A 19,180-nucleotide genomic window follows, 5' to 3' on the forward strand; every position below is an offset into this window, starting at 1 on the left:
GATGCGCGTGTTTAGCATCCGTGCATGAGTGTGCCCGAGTCAGACGACCTGCAGCAGTGGCGCCGGCTCGCGCTGGGCGTGCTGCGCAAGTCCGGGCTGGCCGGCGAGGACACCGCGCCGGAGGACGCTGAGGCGCTGCTGTCCACCGAGACGTACGACGGGCTGCGGATCGCGCCGCTGTACACCGCGGCCGACGCCGCACCCCCGGCCGGCGTGCCCGGGCAGGTGCCGTTCGTGCGCGGCGGCAGCGCGGCGCCCCGGCCGTGGGACGTGCGGCAGCGCCACGCCGACCCGGACGCGAAGGCGACCCGGGCCGCGATCCTCGACGACCTGGAGAACGGCGCGACCTCGCTGTGGCTGGCCGGCATCGCCCCCGCCGACCTGGCCGAGGCGCTCGACGGCGTGCTGCTCGACCTGGCCGCGGTCGTGCTCGACAACGGGCCCGACACGCTGGAGGCGGCCCGGGCCTTCCTGGCCCTGCCGGGCGAGGGCAAGACCGGCAACCTCGGCGCCGACCCGCTCGGGCTGCAGGCGCGCACCGGGCAGCCGGCCGACCTGGCGGTGCTGGCCACCCTCGCGAAGGAGTCGCCGGTGCCGGTGGCGACGATCGACGCCACGGTGTACCACGACGCCGGCGCCGGCGACGCCCAGGAGCTCGGCTACGCCACCGCCACCGGCGTGGCCTACCTGCGCGAGCTGGTCGCCGCCGGGCTGAGCGCCGGGATGGCGCTGCGGCAGCTGGAGTTCCGCTTCGCGGCCACCGCCGACCAGTTCGCCACCATCGCCAAGCTGCGCGCCGCCCGCCGGATCTGGTCCCGGGTGGCCCAGGTCTGCGAGGTGCCGCACCTCGGCGCCCAGCGCCAGCACGCGGTCACCAGCGACGCGATGATGACCGCCCGCGACCCCTGGACCAACCTGCTGCGCACCACCGTCGCGTGCTTCGCCGCCGGGACCGGCGGGGCCGACGCGGTCACCGTGCAGCCGTTCGACGCGCGGCTCGGCCTGCCCGACGGCTTCTCCCGGCGCATCGCCCGCAACACCCAGACACTGCTCGTCGAGGAGTCCGGGGTCGCCCGGGTGCTCGACCCGGCCGGCGGGTCCTGGTATGCCGAGTCGCTCACCGACGCCCTCGCGCACGCCGCCTGGGACGTGTTCACCGAGGTCGAACGGGCCGGCGGGATGGCCGCCGCGCTGCGCGGCGGGCTGGTCGAGGACCGCATCGGCGCGGTGCGGCAGCGGCGCGAGGCCGACATCGCGCACCGGCGGCGGCCGATCACCGGCGTGTCGGAGTTCCCCGACCTGGCCGAGCGGCGGCCGGTGCGCGCCCCGGCGCCGTTGCCGCCTTCCGGCGGTTTACCGCGCCTGTCGTACGCCGAGAGCTTCGAACGGCTGCGCGACGCCGCCGACGCCGCCTCGACCCCGCCGGTGGTCCGCCTGGTGGCGCTGGGCCCGCCGGCCGCCCACTCCGCCCGCGTCTCCTTCGCCACCAACCTCTTCGCCGCCGGCGGAGTGCGGCTGGCCGACGAGCCGTCCCCGGTCGCCTGCATCTGCGGCTCCGACCGCTCGTACGGCGAGGAGGCCGCCGACGTCGCCGCGCGCCTGGCGGCCGAGGGCGTGCGGACCGTCTGGCTGGCCGGGAAGCCCGGCGACTACACGGGCGTCAGCGGGTACCTGTACAGCGGCTGCGACGCGCTCGACGTGCTGCGCCGCGCGCACCGAGACCTGGGAGTAACACCGTGATCCCCGACTTCTCCGAGGTGGCCCTCGGCACGCCCCGGGCCGAGAGCTCGCTCGACCCCGCCGACGCGCCCGAGCCCTGGCACACGCCCGAGGGCATCGACGTCAAGGGCGTGTACGTCCCCGGCGACCTCGACGGCATCGAGTTCCTGCACGGGTTCCCGGGCATTGCGCCGTACGTGCGCGGCCCCTACCCGACCATGTACACGACCCAGCCGTGGACGGTGCGGCAGTACGCCGGCTTCTCCACCGCCGAGGAGTCCAACGCCTTCTACCGCCGCAACCTCGCCGGCGGCCAGAAGGGCCTGTCGGTCGCCTTCGACCTGGCCACCCACCGGGGCTACGACTCCGACCACCCGCGCGTGGCCGGCGACGTCGGCATGGCCGGCGTGGCGATCGACTCGATCCTCGACATGCGCCGGCTCTTCGAGGGCATCCCGCTGGACCGCATGAGCGTGTCGATGACCATGAACGGCGCCGTGCTGCCGGTCCTGGCGCTGTACATCGTCGCCGCCGAGGAGCAGGGGGTGGCGCCGGAGCGGCTGTCCGGCACCATCCAGAACGACATCCTCAAGGAGTTCATGGTCCGCAACACCTACATCTACCCGCCCGGCCCGTCGATGCGGATCATCGGCGACATCTTCGGGTACACCTCGCGGCACATGCCGAAGTTCAACTCCATCTCGATCTCCGGCTACCACATCCAGGAGGCCGGGGCGACCGCCGACCTGGAGCTGGCCTACACCCTCGCCGACGGCGTGGAGTACCTGCGCGCGGGCCGCGACGCCGGCCTCGACGTCGACGCGTTCGCGCCCCGGCTGTCGTTCTTCTGGGCGATCGGCATGAACTTCTTCATGGAGGTCGCCAAGCTGCGGGCCGGCCGGCTGCTGTGGTCCCGGCTGGTCAAGGACTTCGGCGCCAAGAACCCGAAGTCGCTGTCGCTGCGCACCCACTGCCAGACCTCCGGCTGGTCGCTGACCGCGCAGGACGTGTTCAACAACGTGGTGCGCACCTGCATCGAGGCGATGGCCGCGACCCAGGGCCTCACCCAGTCGCTGCACACCAACGCGCTGGACGAGGCCCTGGCCCTGCCGACCGACTTCTCGGCCCGCATCGCCCGCAACACCCAGCTGCTGCTGCAGCAGGAGTCGGGCACCAACAGGGTCATCGACCCGTGGGGCGGCAGCGCCTACGTCGAGCGCCTGACCCACGACCTCGCCGCCCGCGCCTGGGCCCACATCGAGGAGGTCGAGCGGGCCGGCGGCATGGCCCGCGCGATCGGCGAGGGCATCCCGAAGCTGCGCATCGAGGAGGCCGCGGCCCGCACCCAGGCCCGCATCGACTCGGGCCGCCAGCCGGTCATCGGGGTCAACAAGTACCGCCCGGACGCCGACGAGCCGATCGAGGTCCTCAAGGTCGACAACTCTGCCGTCCGGGCCGCCCAGATCGCCCGCCTCTCGCGACTGCGCGCGGAGCGGGACGCCGGCGCCTGCGCCGCGGCCCTGGACGCCCTCACGGCGGGCGCCGCCAACGGCGCGAACCTGCTCGAACTGTCGGTCGCCGCGGCCCGGGCCCACGCCACCGTCGGGGAGATCTCCGACGCGCTGGAGAAGGTGTTCGGGCGGCACGTGGCCCAGATCCGTACCATCTCCGGGGTGTACCGCGACGAGGCCGCCGGCGCCGGGAACGTCGAACGGGTGCGCGCCGCCGCCGAGGACTTCGCCGAGGCCGAGGGCCGCCGCCCGCGCATCCTGGTCGCGAAGATGGGCCAGGACGGCCACGACCGCGGCCAGAAGGTGATCGCGACCGCCTTCGCCGACCTCGGCTTCGACGTCGACGTCGGCCCCCTCTTCTCCACCCCGGGCGAGGTGGCCCGGCAGGCCGTCGAGGCCGACGTGCACATCGTCGGCGTGAACTCCCTCGCCGCCGGCCACCTCACCCTGGTGCCGGCCCTGCGCGCCGAGCTCGCCGCCCTGGGCCGCGACGACATCCTCGTCGTGGTCGGCGGCGTCATCCCGCCCCAGGACTACGACGAGCTGCGCGCCGCTGGCGCCGCCGCGATCTTCGGCCCCGGCACGGTCATCGCCGACGCCGCCCTGAACCTGCTGGAGGTGCTGCGATCCCGGTTGCAGCACTGAGCGAGTTCGTCGACGGCGTGCTGGGCGGCTCGCGTGCCTGGATCGCCCGCGCGATCACGCTCGTCGAGTCCACTCGGGCCGACCACCGCGAGCGCGCCCAGGAGGTGCTGGGCGCGCTCACCCCGCACGCCGGGCACGCCCGCCGCATCGGCGTGACCGGCGTCCCCGGCGTCGGCAAGTCCACCTTCATCGACGCCCTGGGCACGCAGCTCACCTCGTCCGGGCACCGGGTGGCCGTGCTGGCCGTCGACCCCTCCTCGACCCGCACCGGCGGCAGCATCCTGGGCGACAAGACCCGCATGACCCGCCTGGCCGCCGACCCGGCCGCGTTCGTCCGGCCGTCCCCGACCTCGGGCACCCTGGGCGGCGTGGCCCGCGCGACCCGCGAGGCCATGGTCGTCGTCGAGGCCGCCGGCTACGACGTGGTCCTGGTGGAGACGGTGGGCGTCGGCCAGTCCGAGACCGCGGTCGCCGACATGGTGGACACCTTCCTGCTGCTGGCCCTGGCCCGCACCGGCGACCAGCTGCAGGGCATCAAGAAGGGCGTCCTGGAGCTCGCCGACGTCATCGCCGTGAACAAGGCCGACGGCCCGCACGAGCCCGACGCCCGGGCCGCGGCCCGCGAGCTGTCCGGCGCCCTGCGCCTGCTGCGCACCGACCGCGCGTCGTGGCAGCCCCCGGTGGTCACCTGCAGCGGCCTGACCGGCGCCGGCCTGCCGGAGCTGTGGTCGCAGCTGACCCGCCACCACGACGCCCTGGTCGCCTCGGGCGCCCTGCGCACCCGGCGCGAACGGCAGCAGCTGCGCTGGGTGTGGTCCATGACCCGCGACGCCCTGCTCGACGGGCTGCGCACCAGCCCGGCGGTGCGCGAGCTGACCCCGTCGATCGAGCGCCGCGTCCTGTCCGGCGAGCTGACCCCGGTCCAGGCCGCCGAGGCCCTCCTGGCCGCCTACCGCGGCGACCGGGCCTGACGGGCCGCCGCTCAGACCTCGACGGGGGCGCCGGTCTCCAGGTCGATGACCTCGATGGCCTCCATCGGGCAGGAGGCCACGGCGTCCAGGACGGCCTCGTCGGGCGCCACGTCCGGATGCACCGGATGGGAGCGGCCGTCGGCGTCGCTCAGCTCGAAGTGGCCGGGGGCCAGGCCGGTGCAGCTTCCCGACCCGACGCAGGTGCGGTTCACGGAGATGCGCCACATGCCGTACAACCTATCGAATGCCGCTTGCGGCAAAAATAGGACCGATGTTGGCAGGATCTTGCGTACGTCGTTGAAAGTTCCGTAGCCTCTGCATCGCAGGCGCGCCACGCAGTGATGATCCAGAGGATCGGTGAACCGTGGACATCCCCTTTCGCACCGGGCGGGCCGCCGAAGGGCCGCTGATCTGGGCGCAGCTCGCGATCTGGAACGTGTTGCGGTGGCTGCCGGCCGAGGACACCACGCTCAACCTGCTCGTGCGGGTGCCGGTGCCGGACGGGCGGGGGCTCGCGGACGTCGCCGACGGCCTGCGGCGGCTGGTAGAGCGGCACGACTCGCTGCACACGGTGTACACCGACACGCCCGCCGGCCCGGTCCAGCGCGTCCTCGCCGAGGGGGTGCTGGACCTGCAGGTCCACGAGCTCGACGACCTCGGCGACGTCGGGCTGGAGGAGGCGGCGGCCGGGATCGGGGAGGCGCTGCGCAGGCCCCGGTTCGACATCGGCGCCGATCTGCCGCTGCGGGCCGCGGTCCTGCTGTGCGGCGGCCGGCCCCAGCTGGTGCTGCTCGCCGCGAGCCACATGGCCGTCGACGGGTGGAGCTTCAACATCGTCCGCGCGGACCTGGCGGGCCTGCTCACCGACCCGGCGGGCGTGCCCGAGCCGGGGCAGCAGCCGCTGGAGCGCGGGGAGTACGAGCGCTCGGCCGTCGGCCGCCGGAGGGAGGCGAAGGCGCTCGCGTTCTGGCAGCGGCACCTGGACTCCCTGCCCGACCACATGATCGAGCGGCCGCGCGAGGACGGGACGCCGCAGCTGGACTGGGGGCTCATCCAGTCGCCGGCCCTGGCGCTGGCTGTGAACGCGCTCGCCGCCCGCCACGGGGTGCCCTCGGCCACGGTGCTGCTGGGCGGCGTGACGCTGCAACTGGCCGCGTACCTCGGCGACGACGAGGCCGCGCTGCGCATGATCGTGTCGACCCGGTTCCGGCCGGCCAGCCGCGGGGTGGTCGCCGCGTTCAACCAGAACGCGCTGTTCCGGCTCGACTGCGCGCCCGCCCGGCACGGTGCCGAGCCGGTCGGGCAGTTGCTGCGGCGCTCGGCCGACGCCGCGTTCGCCGCGTACGCGCACTGCGAGTACGACCCGTTCGCCCTCGACGCCATGTTCGCCGCGCTCGCGGCCCGGCGGGGCGTGCGCCCGAACGGCTATTGCTTCTTCAACGACACCCGCTTCGGCCTGCTCGACGCCGACCCGCCCGCGCCCCCGCCGGGCGGCGACGAACTCGCCGCGCGGGTCGCCGACCTGCTGCCGGCGACGAAGCTGCGCTCGCCGGTGATCGAGCGGCTGCCCATGCACGCGAACTTCTTCATGTTCCTCATGGATCTCGGGGAGACCGCGGAGCTGCTGTTGTCGGTGGAGCGCGGCTTCTTCGGGCGGCGGGGACCGCTGGGGTTCCTGGCCGATCTGGAGCGGCTGATGGTCAGGGCGGCCGTCGACGCCGACGTCACGACGGCCGGCCTCTACGCCGCGGTCCACTGATCACGCTCGGTGATTGCCGCGCCGCGGAAGCGATCAGCGGTTCACGCGCAGCGGGGCCGCGCTCACCACGGACTGCAGTGCGCTGAGCACGGAAAGCAGGTCCGGCGGAAGATCGCGAACCATCGATCGCAGCCCATTGCGAGTTGCCGCGGGATCGGGTGAAACGATTTCCGAGTCCAATCCGGCGATGAGTACATGCCCGGCGAGAACGGCGGTCTGATAGTCCAGCCGCTCGGCGTTCTCGATCATGTGATTGAGCATGATCGCTGGACTCGATCCGACCGCCGGATCTGACGGAACGTATTTACGCCGCCCGAACGGCCCGCCCCGCACCTCTTCCACGAGATTTGCGTCGATCAGCCGAGTGGTCACCCCGGAACTGGCCGACCGGGCCAAGTGTGAGATCCATTCGCGCAGCGGGTAGCTCACCGGCTGGGCGGCCAGCTCCCGCAGGGTCGACTGCCAGACCGGGTCGTTCGGCGGGGACGGCCGCGGCACCACGACGACCCGCCCCTGGGCCACGTTGAGCAGGCCGGCCATCCACAGCTCGGCCAGCACGCACGAGGCCAGACCGGCCCCGAGGATGGGCGCCGCGCACAGCGGCCGGCCGGAGTAATCATGGTGCGCCAGCAGCCAGAATTCGTCGGCCAGCGGGAGCCGGCGCGGTGCGGTCATGATCCCTCTCGACTTGATCCGGACGCACGGCAAAGCGCGCACGGCAAATCGCCGCCGGGCGGCGTGCGCGTGGGCAGACTAGTGCATCCGGCCGCGACAGAACAACCGACATCGCAAATGCATTATTGCGCGCTCGTTAACGCGCTCGTTCGGGATTGCACGATCTTCGGCACGACCCCTAGAGTGCCTTGTCCGCTTTGATGAATGCGAGGATCTCGATGGCTCAACCTGCACCCGCCGCACCGGGTCTGCGGCAACGACGCCTCGGCGTGGGATCGCTCATCTTCTTCACCGTCTCGGCGTCCGCGCCGATGACCGTGCTCGCCGGCGGCGTCGTCACCACCTATGCGGTGACGGGCAGCATCGGCGTGCCGCTGTCGTTCCCGATCCTGGGGCTGGCGCTGGCCCTGTTCGCCGTCGGCTACGCCGCGATGACGCGGTACGTCGAGAACGCGGGCGCCTTCTACGCCTACATCGCGCTGGGGCTGTCCCGCGCCTGGGGCGTGGCCGGCTCGGCCGTCGCGATCGTCGCCTACAACACCATCCAGATCGGGCTGTACGGGCTGTTCGGCTGGGCGTTCAACGGGTTCGCCGCCGCGCAGTGGCAGGTCGACCTGCCCTGGTGGGCGTGCGCCCTGGGGGTCTGGGCGATCGTCGGGCTGCTCGGGCTGTTCAACGTCGACCTGTCCGCCAAGGTGCTGGGCGTCTTCCTGATCGCCGAGATCATCGCGGTCCTGCTCTTCGACATCGGCGGCTTCGGTCACCCGGCCGGCGGCTCGGTCAGCACCGCGTCCCTCGCCCCCGGCAACCTCTTCACCTCGGGCGTCGGCGGCGTCTTCGCGTTCGGCATCGCGGCCTTCGTCGGCTTCGAGTCGGCCGCCGTGTACTCCGGCGAGGTCAAGGACCCGCGCCGCACCGTGGCCCGGGCCACCTACGTCGCCGTCGCCATCACCTCGGTGCTCTACGCCATCTCCGCCTGGGCCCTCGCGTCCGCGGCGGGCAAGGACGGCCTCGCCGCCGGGCCGGCCGACCCGTTCGGCATGATCGGCCGGTGGTTCGGCACCGGGCTGTCCACCGCCGCCAACGTGCTGTTCCTGACCAGTGTCTTCGCCGCGCTGCTGTCGTTCCACATGGTCGTGTCGCGGTACACGTTCGCGGCCGGGCAGGAGGGGGTCCTGCCGCACTTCACCGCCGCGACCTGGCGCCGGACCGGCTCGCCGGTGGCCGGCTCGCTGCTGCAGTCACTCGCCGCCGTGATCACCTTCGCGATCTTCGCGATGCTCGGCCGGGACCCGCTGCTGGAGCTGTTCACGTGGCTGTCCTACGTGGCCGCGGTCGGCGTGCTCGTGCTCATGATCGGCACCTCGCTGAGCGTCGTGGGGTACTTCGCCCGCCGCGACACCGTCGAGAGCATCTGGCAGCGGATCATCGCGCCGGGGCTGGCCGTGATCGCGCTCGTCGCCATCACCGCCACGGTCGTGGTCAACGCCGACTCGATCCTCGGCGCCGAGAAGGGCTCCGTCCTCACGTACGTGCTGCCGGGCATCGTCGCTGCGGCCGTCGTGATCGGGCTCGTGTGGGGGTACACCATCAAGCTCACCCGCCCGTCGGTCTATGCCGGGATCGGCGAGGGCGGCGCGCGCCAGGCCGCGGCGCTGGCCGGCATCGAGGACCTGCTCGCGCAGGCCGACGACCGCATTTCGGCGTAGCCCATGCATCCACTGGACAGGCTCACCGCCGAAGAGATCACGGTCGCCCGCGTGGTGCTGGACAAGGCCGGGCTGCTCGGGCCGACCGTGCGCTTCCCGTTCCTCGGCCTCGAGGAGCCGGCCAAGGACGAGGTGCTCGCGCACCGCGACGGAGACCCGGTGGACCGCCGGGTCCGGGCCGTGCTGCTCGACGTGGCCACCGGCGCCAGCCGCACGGTCGTCGCCTCGGTGACCCGCGGCGAGGTCGACTGGCAGCGCGAGATCGACCCGGCTACCGACGGCCAGCCGGCGATCCTGCTGGAGGAGTTCATCGCCGTCGACGAGATCGTCAAGGCCGACCCCGGCTGGGTCGCGGCGCTGGCCCGGCGGGGCATCACCGACCTCGACCTGGTCCGCTCCTGCCCGCTGTCGGCCGGCGACTTCGGCATCGCGGGCGAGTCGGGCCGGCGCATGCTGCGGGTGCTGTCGTTCGTGCAGCACCGGCCGGAGGACCACTGCTGGGCGCACCCGATCGACGGGCTGGTCGCCTACGTCGACCTGACCGAGCGGCGGGTGCTCGACCTCGTCGACGACGAGGACCTGGGCGTGCCCGAGGAGGAGGGCAACTACGACGATCCGGCGTACGTCGGGCCGGACCGCGAGACGCTGAAGCCCATCGAGATCACCCAGCCCGAAGGGGCCAGCTTCACGGTGACGGGCGACGTCGTGGAGTGGGAGGGGTGGCGGCTGCGGGTCGGCTTCGACCCGCGCGAGGGCCTGGTGCTGCACCAGATCTCCCTGCAGGGCCGGCCGGTCTGCTACCGCGCCTCGGTGGCCGAGATGGTGGTGCCCTACGCCGACCCGTCCCCGGTCCGCTTCTGGCAGAACTACTTCGACGCCGGCGAGTACCTGCTCGGCCAGCAGGTCAACAGCCTGCGCAACGGCTGCGACTGCCTGGGCGAGATCCGCTACCTCGACGCGGTCCTGGCCGACGGCGACGGGGAGCCCCGGGTGGTACCGAACGCCATCTGCATGCACGAGGAGGACTTCGGCGTGCTGTGGAAGCACACCGACCTGTTCACCGAGGCGCAGCAGACGCGGCGGCAGCGACGGATGGTCATCTCCTACTGGGCCACCGTCGGCAACTACGACTACGGCTTCTACTGGTACCTCTACCTCGACGGCACGTTCCAGCTCGAGTGCAAGGCCAGCGGGGTCGTGTTCACCTCGGCCCACGCCGAGGGGTCCCCGTGGGCCGAGCCGGTGGCGCCGGGGCTGGGCGCGCCCGGCCACCAGCACCTGTTCAACGCCCGCCTGGACATGACCGTCGACGGCGTCGCGAACACCGTTGACGAGATCGACCTCGTCCGGCTGCCGATCGGGCCGGACAACCCGCACGGCAATGCGTTCACCCGGCAGTACACCCGGCTCAAGCGCGAGTCGGAGGGGGTCCGCGACGCCGAGCCCGCGCTCGGGCGGGTGTGGCGGGTGGCCAGCGCCGAGCGGACCAACCGGCTGGGCCGGCCGACCGCCTACGTGCTGCACCCGGCGGGCCAGCCGGCGCTGCTGGCCGACCCGGCCTCCTCGATCGCCCGGCGGGCCGCGTTCGCCACCCGGCACCTGTGGGTCACGCGCTACGACCCGCAGGAGCGGTACCCGGCCGGCGACCTCGTCAACCAGCACCCGGGCGGGGCCGGCCTGCCCGAGTGGACGGCCGCCGACCGCGGGCTGGACGGCGCCGACGTGGTGCTCTGGCACACCTTCGGCATGACCCACTTCCCGCGCCCGGAGGACTGGCCGGTCATGCCGGTCGACGCCTGCGGGTTCACCATGAAGCCCTACGGCTTCTTCGACCGCAACCCGGCGCTGGACGTGCCGGCAACGGTGGCCAAGCACTGCCACTGAGGTACTTTTTCGCGCGGTTCCCCCCAGAAACCGTCAACCGGCCCGGTTGGCGGCCGATGGGGGGAAACGTATGCCCAGACCTTTGTGGATCGTGGCCGTGCTGTGCGCGCTCGCGATCGTGCTGACCCCGGCCGCCGCGGCGGCCTCGCCGTCGTCGCCTTCCGAGGGCGGGACGGCGGAACTCGCCGAGCAGCTCGACGCCGCCAACCGGGCCTACATCGACGCCCAGAACGCGCTCGTCGCGTCCAGGCAGCGCCAGGCCGAGCTCGCCGCGCGGCAGGCCGACCTCGAGCCCCGCTATCTGCAGCTGCTCGCCGACACCACCCGCGTCTCCGTGATCGCCTACCAGATGGGCGGCGGCCTGCGCGACGCCTCCACCCTGCTCGACAGCCGCTCGCCCGGCGTCTTCGCCGACCGGGTCAGCCTGCTCGAGCTCGTCGCCCGGCACCAGGGCGAGAAGCTCAAGGAGCAGGCCGGCCTGCGGGCCCGGCTGGAGGCCACCAGGGCCGGCATCGACGCCGAGGTGACCCGCCAGCAGCAGCAGGTCGAGGTCATGGCCCAGCAGAGGGCCGCCGTCGAGGCGGCGCTGGTCGAGGCACAGCACGAGGAAGCCATGCGCGCCCTGGACGTGGCCACCACGACCAGCGCCAAGGCCCCCGCAGTCGCCGCCGAGCCGGCCCCGCGCCGCCCCGACGGCTCGTGGCCGCCGGAGACCTGCGGCGCCCAGGACCCGACCACCGCGGGGTGCCTGACCCCGCGCACCCTGCACGCCCTGCAGCAGGTCGAGAAGGCAGGCTTCCGGCACTACGTGTCGTGCTGGCGCCAGCCGCCCGAGCCGTACGAGCACCCGAAGGGCCGGGCCTGCGACTTCGCGGCGGACGCGGCCGGTTTCGGCGGCATCGCCGAGGGGGCCGCGAAGGAGTACGGCACCCAGCTCGCCGTCTGGCTGGTGCGCAACGCCGAGCGCCTCGGCGTCATGTACGTGATCTGGTACCGCCAGGTGTGGACCCAGGCCGCCGGCTGGCATCCGTACTCGGGCGGCAAGGGTGACCCGAGCAGCGACCACACCAACCACGTGCACATGTCGATCTATTAAATCGATCGTTTTTATAGGGAGTTCACACGCCGGACATTGACGAAGATATTGCTCTTATGGTCTGATCCGAGATCTCTTCACATTCCCGGATCGAGGAGACCCGATGCTTCGCCGGATCCTGCTCGCCGCCGCGCTGGCCGCCACCAGCGCCGTGGCGCTACCCGCCCCCGCCCACGCCGCCCTGCCCACCGCCGCCGTCGCCCTCGGCGACAGCTTCATCAGCGGCGAGGGCGCCGGCAGCTACCAACCGGTCACCGACGTCAACGGCGTCGCCCAGGCATTCCCCGGCTGGTCCGCCCCGAACAGCAACGCCTTCTTCTGCCACCGCTCCGCCAACGCCTCACTGCTGCAGGCCTCGCTGGCGGGGATCCAGGACCGCTACAACCTGGCCTGCTCCGGCGGCCGCCCCGCGGACTTCACTGCCCCGGGCACCACCCGCGCCAAGGGCCGGACCGTGGCTGCCCAGCTCGACCAGCTCCGCGCCGTGGCCCAGACCCACAACATCGACCTCGTCCTGGTCGGCCTCGGCTCCAACAACAGCTCGTTCACCTTCGGCGACGTGGCCGAGAAGTGCGCCAACCGCTTCATCGCCGACGCGTGGACCGGCTGGTGGGAGTTCTGGGCGTACCTCAACGGCCCGGTCGAGCAGTCCCCGTGCACCGCCGACGACCTCGCCACCGCCGCCCAGTTCGCCGCGGCGACGACCGAGACGGTCAACGCGGTCCGCCAGCTGCTCACCACGCTGAACCAGGTCGACGCCGACCACAAGCACCGCGTCGTCTTCCAGGACTACACCAACCCGCTGCCGTTCGACCTCGACCCGTCCTACTGGGAGGCCGACGGCCGCCAGGACGACCGGGACAAGTTCCGCGAGCTCGGCGCCGTGCGGTACGCCGCCGGCTGCCCCATCCACCGGGCCAGCCTGTCCGCCGGCCACCTCTTCTCCCAGGGCCTGGGCAACCTGGTGCAGAACGTCCGCAACACCCTCGCCGCCGAGTTCCCGAACGACGACCTGGTCTTCCTCGACGTCCAGCACGCCTTCGACGGCGCCCGCCTGTGCGAGCACCCGGGCAGCCCCGATAACGCCCTGGCCACCCCGATCCGCCTGCAGGACGGCCCGAGCGGCACGTTCGTGACCAGCCTGTCGGGCAAGGACAAGATCGCCATCCAGCGGATCGCGAACACCTGCGTGTCGTACTTCCAGACCTGTCAGGAGTCGTGGCACCCGACCGCGGCCGGCCAGGCCGTCCTGGGCCAGTGCCTGAGCGCCGCGGCCACCACCCCCGCCCGCGCGCTGACGTGCTCGCGCCAGCCCGACGGCCGGATCACCACCGCCTGATCACGGCGCTCCGGGCCGCTCGCCGCCGGCGCGGCGGCGGCCCGGCCCGCCGGTCGCTGTCGATCATCATCAGGCGCCCTGCTGCCACTGCGCGAACACGCGCTTGGGCACCACCATGCGCCACGCGTCCACGACGAGGTCGCGCAGCTCGTCGTCGCCGAGCAGCCCGAGATGGGCGCACACCCAGTGGTACCGCAGGTCCGAGGCCCGCGGCAGGAAGAACCGCTCGGGCTCGGTGGCCACCAGCGCGGCCCGCTCCTCGCGCGGGAACGCGAACCCGAGCGTGGCCTCGTCCCGCGACAGCGCCAGGTACACGATCCGCCCGACCCGGAACTTGACCCGGTCGTGGATCAGATGCTCGCTGGTGCGGGGCAGGCCCAGCGCCACCTTCCGCACGAGATCGACGCTCGCCATCAGCCTATGTTGGCACGTTCCGCGCCGCCTGACCCCTCGCACGGCGGCGCCTACCCGCGCGGCGCCTCACCGCCTGTGCCGGCCGATCGATCTCCGCGTGCCTGAGCCCGCTTGTGCCGGCCGAGCGGTTTCCGCGCGCCCGGAGTCCGCGTCAGCGCCGGACGATCGATCTCCGCGTGCCCGGGCCTGTGTCAGCGCCGGACGATCGAGGAGAGCCGCCTGACTCCTCGCGCGGCGGCGCCTGCCCGCGCGGCGGCTCAGCGCTTGCGCCGGCCGATCGATCTCCGCGTGCCTGAGCCCGCTTTGCGCCGACCGAGCGATCTCCGCGCGCCCGGAGCCCGCGTCAGCGCCGGACGAGCGATCTCCGCGTGCCTGAGCCCGCTTTGCGCCGACCGAGCGATCTCCGCGCGCCCGGAGCCCGCGTCAGCGCCGGACGATCGGTCTCCGCGTGCCCGGGCCTGTGTCAGCGCCGGACGATCGAGGAGATCAGGCCGTATTCGATCGCGTCCTCGGCGCTGAGCATGCGCCCCGACTGCAGGTCGTCCTCGACCCGGGAGCGCGACTGCCCGGTCGCGGCGGCGATGCGCAGGATCAGGTCCTCGAGGTCGCGCAGGTATCGCCCCGCCTCTGCCACCACCTGGTCCGCCGTCCCGCCCGGCGAGGACACCTTCGGCTCGGCCAGCCGGAATCGCGCGTGGGCGAAGGCGTGGCGCTGCTCCGCCGCGCAGAACACCCCCAGCGCCGCCGAGCTCACCTCGCCGACCGCCGTGGCGTGCACCGGCGCCTGCAGCGTGTCGATCGCGTCGACCAGGGTCCAGACCGCCGCCAGTATGCCCTGCTCGGCGCTCATGTGCACGCTGATCGGCTCGGCGCCGCTCGCGTCCAGGGCGAGCAGCGTGGCCGCGGCCCGGGAGGCCATCTCGGGCTCGATCGGGCCGCGCAGGAACACCATGCGCCGCCCGAACAGCTGCTCGTCGAGCCAGGGGGCGTGCAGCGCCGGGGGTATCGGCGGATCCTCGTCGGGCCGCCGCTCGTAGCGTGAGCGCATGAGCCGAACATAAGCGAGAACCCCTCGCCGCGACCGCCCGCCGGCCCCGTTTCCGCTGCCGGCTGAACCGGGTCGCGGTTCTGGTCCGGGTCCGGGCCGGGTCCGGTGCCGGCTGAACCCCGGGCCCGGTCCTTGTCCTGGTCCGGGCCGGGTCCGGCAATAATCCCAAACCGCCCGCGTTGAAACCTCCGGCTGGCACCATGCGGGGATAGGGGCGCCGGCCGGCGGCGCCCGTGCGCACCCTCCGGGAGCCGCCATGGCGGACGTTTCCACCGCAGAGTCGGGACTGGTCGACCAGGACCTCATCGAGATCGTCAACGAGGTCTGGGACGCGTACCTCCAGCAGCCCGAGGCCACCGCGGTCGAAGATCCGCAAGCCCCGCACCCGCGGGCCATCACGGCCGCCGTGTCGATCACGGGCGCCTGGGAGGGGCACGTGCGCGTCCTGGTCCCGCCCGCGGCCGCCGGCGACATCACCGCGATCATGCTCGCCATGCAGGCCGGCGAGATCACCGACCGGGACGTGACCGACGCGATGGGGGAGCTCATCAACGTGGTCGGCGGCAACATCAAGAACCGTGGCGCCCAGCCCGCCAAGCTGGGCCTGCCGGTCGTCGCCAGCGGCAAGATGCTGTTCCCGGCCACCCGGGAGACCCACCGCCTGGCCGTGAGCTGGCAGGACGACGACCCGATCCTCTTCAGCGTCCTGCACGTCAACCCGGACCGCCAGGCCCTGCCGATCATCGCCAAGTATCGCTGATACATCCGATCTACACCCTTTAACCAGTTGGATCACACCCTGACGCCCGTCAGGCGAAAAATCGTGATAAGTCCGATAAATCTGGTCACGAAGTGCCGGATTTATCGGACTTAGGGCGACCGTCAATAGGGTGGACTCAGTGCGTTTCGGGCATAGATGTGGCTGTCGACGGGTATATCACCAAAGCCGTTGCTGGTGGGGAGCACGTCGGTCCGTCGCCGGCCGGCCGGGGCAACGGCGGCCGGAAACGTTCCGTCGCCACGGACGGCCGCCGGATCCCGCTCGGGATCGTCGCGGCCGGCGCGAACTGGTACGACGCGCCTCTGCTCGGCCCGGCCCTGGATGCCGTTGACGCGCAGCTCGGCGGCCGCCGGCCCGGCCGGGTCACCGTCCACCTCGACGCCGGTTACGACTCCGCGCCAACCCGGGACCTGCTCACCGGACGCGGCTGCCGCGGACGGATCGCCCGGCGCGGGAAACCCGCCCCGGTCCAGACTGGCTGGCGCTGGGTCGTGGAGGCCAACCAGGCATGGATGAACGACTTCGGCAAACTCCGCCGCCGCACCGACCGCCGCGCCTCCACCCCTCTGGCCAGCGGGGAGGCGATCGTGACAGCGAGTGGCTGGCAGTTCGGTGGCTTGGCGCTCTGCACTGCCGATGCGTGCGTATTCACTGCAATGCTCCGCCGGTGGCGCGTTGGGATGGTGTTCGGCCTTTCGCAGGCTGCGGAATTGGCAGTCGGCCGGATGTGGCAGATGCAAGAACCGGCTGCGATACGCTGCCGGTGAGCGCGGATGGTGGCCGGTTGTTCGACGCGTCGCCGCACCGGCGGGCCGGTGTGACGGCTGGGGTGGCGTTGGTGTGCGACGTCTCGCGTGGGCGTGCCCGGACGCTGCGGCGCCGTCCTTGCGGTCCGGTGGTGCGGGATCGGTGTGGTCGGCGATGACCTGGTCGGCGGGGTGTTCGGCGGGGTGTTCGGCCTGTTCGGACGGTAGTGTCGGCGGGACCGGCGCGGGGACCGGGTCGGGCCGCTGGTCGTCGGCCGCGGTCACCGGCGGGACGCCACCACGGATGCGGCGTAGCTTCTCGGCGTGCCTCCGAGCAAGGCCCCACGCTCGATGCCGCTCATGTTCTCGACGGAACTGCTCCGTTGCTGGACAATAGCGCCGAGACTTGGTGCGGTCACGCATGGCAGCCAATTCTGTGCGACTGAAGAATGACAGCTGCCCCATGTCATTGATTATCCCCGACCTCGCCCGGAATCACCGCCCCGGACGGTAACGGCAATGTCAAATGGTGCACGCGCATGCCGCAGACCGCGATCGCCGGCACGAGGTTCATCGCGACGCTGAGTGATCGACGGTTCAAGAGTCAAGAGTGCTGCCCGGCCAGGCCTGACCGGCGACGCGGTCGACGGGTTCGGCAAACAAACCAGGCCCGCGGGTGATCACCACGTGCGCTGCCGGACCAGTGCCGCCTCGATGCGCTCCGCCGGGGCGGGCTGGCCGTAGAAGTGGCCCTGGCCGTACCGGCAGCCCGCCGCCCGCACCAGCTCCAGGTGCTCCTGCGCCTCCAGCCCGTGCGCGACCACGGTCACGTCCAGGCGCCGGCCCAGCTTCACCACCACGTCGATGAGCGGGGGGACCCGGCCGCCGCTCACCGGGGGCGCCGTGAACAGGGCGCGGTCGACCTTCAGCAGGTCGGCCGGGAGGCGCCGCAGGTGGGCCAGCGACGTGCCGCCCGCGCCGAAGCCGTCCAGGGCCGTTCGCACCCCGATGGCCCGCACCGTCGCGAGCGGCTCGGCGACGAGGTCCAGGTCGGGGTCCAGTTCGCGCTCGGCGAGCTCGATGACCAGGTCGGCCGGGTCGATCTGGTGGCTGTCGAGGGCCAGGCTCAGCCGGTTGGGGAAGCCGGGGTCGGCGAAGTCGTCGAAGCCGACGTTGACGGACATCCACAGCCGGTACCCCTCGTGCTGCCACATCGACAGCTGGCGGCAGGCCCGGCTCAGCACCCAGTCGTGCACGTCGGCCGTGCGACCCAGCTCGCGGGCCACGGTCAGGGTCTCGCCCGGCGCGATGGTGCCGAGCTTCGGGTGGCGCCAGCGCAGGAGGGCCTCGACGCCGATCGGATGGCCCTCGACGAGGTCGTAGACCGGGTGGTACGCCAGGTCCAGCTCCCCGCGCCCGACCGCGAGGGGCAGGTCCTGCTCCAGCGTCGCGCGGCGGACGTACGCCTCCTCGGCGGCCTCGTCGTGCCACTCCACGCGGCCGCGGCCGGTGCGCTTGGCCCGCCGCAGCGCCAGGCCGGCGCGGTGCAGCGTCTCCTCGGGGCCGCCGCCGACCGGGGCCAGGCCGATGCCGGCGGACAGCTGCAGGACCGCGCCCGGCATCGGGTACGGCTCGCCGAGCTCGCCGACCAGGCGGGTGGCCAGGGTGTAGGCGTGGACCTTGTCGACGCGGGTGAAGACGGCGAACTCGTCGCCGTCGATGCGGGCGGCCACGTCGCCGGGGCCGGCGGCGGCGCGGATGCGGGCGGCCACCTCGACCAGCATGGCGTCGCCGACGTCCGGGCCGTGCAGGTCGTTGACGCCGGCGAAGCCGTCCAGGCCGACGGTGATGAGGAAGCCGGTGCCGGCGGTCAGCTCGCGCAGCAGGGCGCCGCGGTTGGCCAGGCCCGTGAGCGGATCGGCGCGGGCGGTGCGCCGCAGGCTGCGCTCCAGCTCGCGGCGCTCCCCGGCGTCGCGAAGGTGGACCACGACGCCGTCCACCTCGGGGGTGCCGGCGATGGTGAACTCGACGTGGCGCCAGACCCCGAACCCGTCGCAGATGCGGGCTTGGACGGGCCCGGCCGCCCGGGCGTCGAGGGAGAGGGCGTCCGCCGGGTGTACCAGGCGCGCGAACGGGCGGCCGAGCACCTCCTGGTCGGACAGCCCGAACTGGCGGGCCGCGGCCGGCGACTGCCAGCGCACCGTGAGATCGCGGTCGAGCACCAGGATCACGTCGGCCGAGCCGGCCACCAGGGAGGTGAACGCCGTCTCGCGGGCGTCGAGCTCGCCGGTGAACCGCCGTACCGTCATCGCCTCGATGATCTCGCGAAGGACCACGGTGAGGACGGCCGCGGCCCCGACCACCATGGCCGGTGTGCCGATCGCGCCGCGGCTGACCAGCGCGTAGAGCACCGCGCCGGCCCCGGCCAGCACCGGGGCGACCAGCAGCGGGTCGCCGATCAGCGTGCCGTCGACGACCCGGGCCTCGCCGGTGCGACCGAAGACCGAGCGGCAGGCGCCGGCCCACACCAGGACCGCGCCGAGGACCAGCAGGGCGCCGGCGGACAGCAGCCAGGCGTCGTGCCGGCCCGGCTCGGCGGGCAGCAGCGGCACGGCCGCCATGCCCAGCGTCAGCAGGGCGACGCCGCCAGCGGCGGTGACCGCGGCCCAGCGCGGGAATGGCGCGCGTACGCCGCTGACCACGGCGATCGTGATGCCGACGATGGCCAGCAGGCAGGTCCAGAAGACCTTGCGGCTCGGCGCGCCGCCCACGTCGAGGATGAGCACGAGCAGGGTCAGGAACTTCCACAGGGCGACGCACACGCCGTCGAGGGCCCGCCGGGCCGCGGCGGCCGGGCGGCCGGCCACGCCGGGCAGCCCGAGC

Annotated in this window: 15 protein-coding genes; 10 read left to right on the top strand and 5 right to left on the bottom strand. The window is 72.9% G+C overall.

Going from position 1 to position 19,180, the window contains the following annotated elements:
* Positions 1–24 precede the first annotated feature (24 nt).
* From AB0M46_RS42160 to meaB, 3 genes are read left to right on the top strand one after another with little or no spacing between them, the layout of a single operon-like run.
* A complete protein-coding gene (locus tag AB0M46_RS42160) occupies positions 25–1,740 on the top strand; it encodes a methylmalonyl-CoA mutase subunit beta (RefSeq protein WP_363345535.1) in 1,716 nt (571 codons plus the stop codon).
* Complete coding sequence (gene scpA / locus AB0M46_RS42165) at positions 1,737–3,875, top strand: methylmalonyl-CoA mutase (protein WP_363345537.1); 2,139 nt, start codon at positions 1,737–1,739, stop codon at positions 3,873–3,875. The genes AB0M46_RS42160 and scpA overlap by 4 nt, the downstream gene beginning before the upstream one ends.
* Positions 3,876–3,892: 17 nt before the next feature.
* On the top strand, positions 3,893–4,846 hold the full coding sequence (gene meaB, locus AB0M46_RS42170; RefSeq protein ID WP_363345539.1) for a methylmalonyl Co-A mutase-associated GTPase MeaB: 954 nt from the start codon (positions 3,893–3,895) through the stop codon (positions 4,844–4,846).
* An 11-nt stretch (positions 4,847–4,857) separates the two neighbouring features.
* Here the strand turns inward: meaB and AB0M46_RS42175 are convergent, their stop codons facing one another.
* The gene (locus AB0M46_RS42175; RefSeq protein WP_363345541.1) at positions 4,858–5,073 is read right to left on the bottom strand and encodes a ferredoxin; all 216 of its coding nucleotides are present in this window, start codon (positions 5,071–5,073) and stop codon (positions 4,858–4,860) included.
* A 137-nt stretch (positions 5,074–5,210) separates the two neighbouring features.
* Here AB0M46_RS42175 and AB0M46_RS42180 point away from each other — a divergent pair, with 137 nt between their 5' ends.
* Complete coding sequence (locus tag AB0M46_RS42180) at positions 5,211–6,605, top strand: condensation domain-containing protein (RefSeq protein ID WP_363345543.1); 1,395 nt, start codon at positions 5,211–5,213, stop codon at positions 6,603–6,605.
* Between the two features lie 33 nt (positions 6,606–6,638).
* Here the strand turns inward: AB0M46_RS42180 and AB0M46_RS42185 are convergent, their stop codons facing one another.
* Positions 6,639–7,280 carry a GPP34 family phosphoprotein gene (locus AB0M46_RS42185; protein WP_363345545.1) on the bottom strand — a complete coding sequence of 214 codons (642 nt, stop codon included), beginning with the start codon at positions 7,278–7,280 and terminating at the stop codon, positions 6,639–6,641.
* 269 nt (positions 7,281–7,549) lie between these two features.
* On the opposite strand from AB0M46_RS42185, the gene AB0M46_RS42190 reads away from it, so the two are divergent.
* The 4 genes from AB0M46_RS42190 (at position 7,550) to AB0M46_RS42205 (ending at position 13,308) form a co-directional block, all read left to right on the top strand.
* Positions 7,550–8,989: an APC family permease gene (locus tag AB0M46_RS42190; protein ID WP_363345547.1), complete on the top strand. Its 1,440-nt coding sequence runs from the start codon at positions 7,550–7,552 to the stop codon at positions 8,987–8,989.
* 3 nt (positions 8,990–8,992) lie between these two features.
* A complete protein-coding gene (locus AB0M46_RS42195; RefSeq protein WP_363345549.1) occupies positions 8,993–10,873 on the top strand; it encodes a primary-amine oxidase in 1,881 nt (626 codons plus the stop codon).
* A gap of 70 nt (positions 10,874–10,943) precedes the next feature.
* Positions 10,944–11,969, top strand: coding sequence for a hypothetical protein (locus tag AB0M46_RS42200; RefSeq protein ID WP_363345551.1), 1,026 nt, complete (start codon positions 10,944–10,946; stop codon positions 11,967–11,969).
* Between the two features lie 103 nt (positions 11,970–12,072).
* On the top strand, positions 12,073–13,308 hold the full coding sequence (locus tag AB0M46_RS42205) for an SGNH/GDSL hydrolase family protein (protein WP_363345554.1): 1,236 nt from the start codon (positions 12,073–12,075) through the stop codon (positions 13,306–13,308).
* 69 nt (positions 13,309–13,377) lie between these two features.
* On the opposite strand, the gene AB0M46_RS42210 is transcribed toward AB0M46_RS42205, so the two are convergent.
* Together AB0M46_RS42210 and AB0M46_RS42215 are read right to left on the bottom strand one after the other, a co-directional pair.
* Entirely contained in the window at positions 13,378–13,722 is a 345-nt protein-coding gene (locus AB0M46_RS42210; protein ID WP_363345556.1) for an MmcQ/YjbR family DNA-binding protein, read from the bottom strand.
* Between the two features lie 463 nt (positions 13,723–14,185).
* A complete protein-coding gene (locus tag AB0M46_RS42215; protein WP_363345558.1) occupies positions 14,186–14,770 on the bottom strand; it encodes an ATP-dependent Clp protease proteolytic subunit in 585 nt (194 codons plus the stop codon).
* Between the two features lie 256 nt (positions 14,771–15,026).
* Here AB0M46_RS42215 and AB0M46_RS42220 point away from each other — a divergent pair, with 256 nt between their 5' ends.
* Together AB0M46_RS42220 and AB0M46_RS42225 are read left to right on the top strand one after the other, a co-directional pair.
* Entirely contained in the window at positions 15,027–15,530 is a 504-nt protein-coding gene (locus AB0M46_RS42220; protein ID WP_363345560.1) for a chemotaxis protein CheX, read from the top strand.
* Between the two features lie 158 nt (positions 15,531–15,688).
* Entirely contained in the window at positions 15,689–16,318 is a 630-nt protein-coding gene (locus AB0M46_RS42225; RefSeq protein WP_363345562.1) for a transposase, read from the top strand.
* A 659-nt stretch (positions 16,319–16,977) separates the two neighbouring features.
* On the opposite strand, the gene AB0M46_RS42230 is transcribed toward AB0M46_RS42225, so the two are convergent.
* Positions 16,978–19,180 (bottom strand): EAL domain-containing protein (locus AB0M46_RS42230; RefSeq protein WP_363345564.1); only part of this gene is annotated, 2,203 nt, incomplete at its 5' end.

The organism is Dactylosporangium sp. NPDC051485 (assembly GCF_040682015.1).
Taxonomy (GTDB): Bacteria; Actinomycetota; Actinomycetes; order Mycobacteriales; family Micromonosporaceae; genus Dactylosporangium.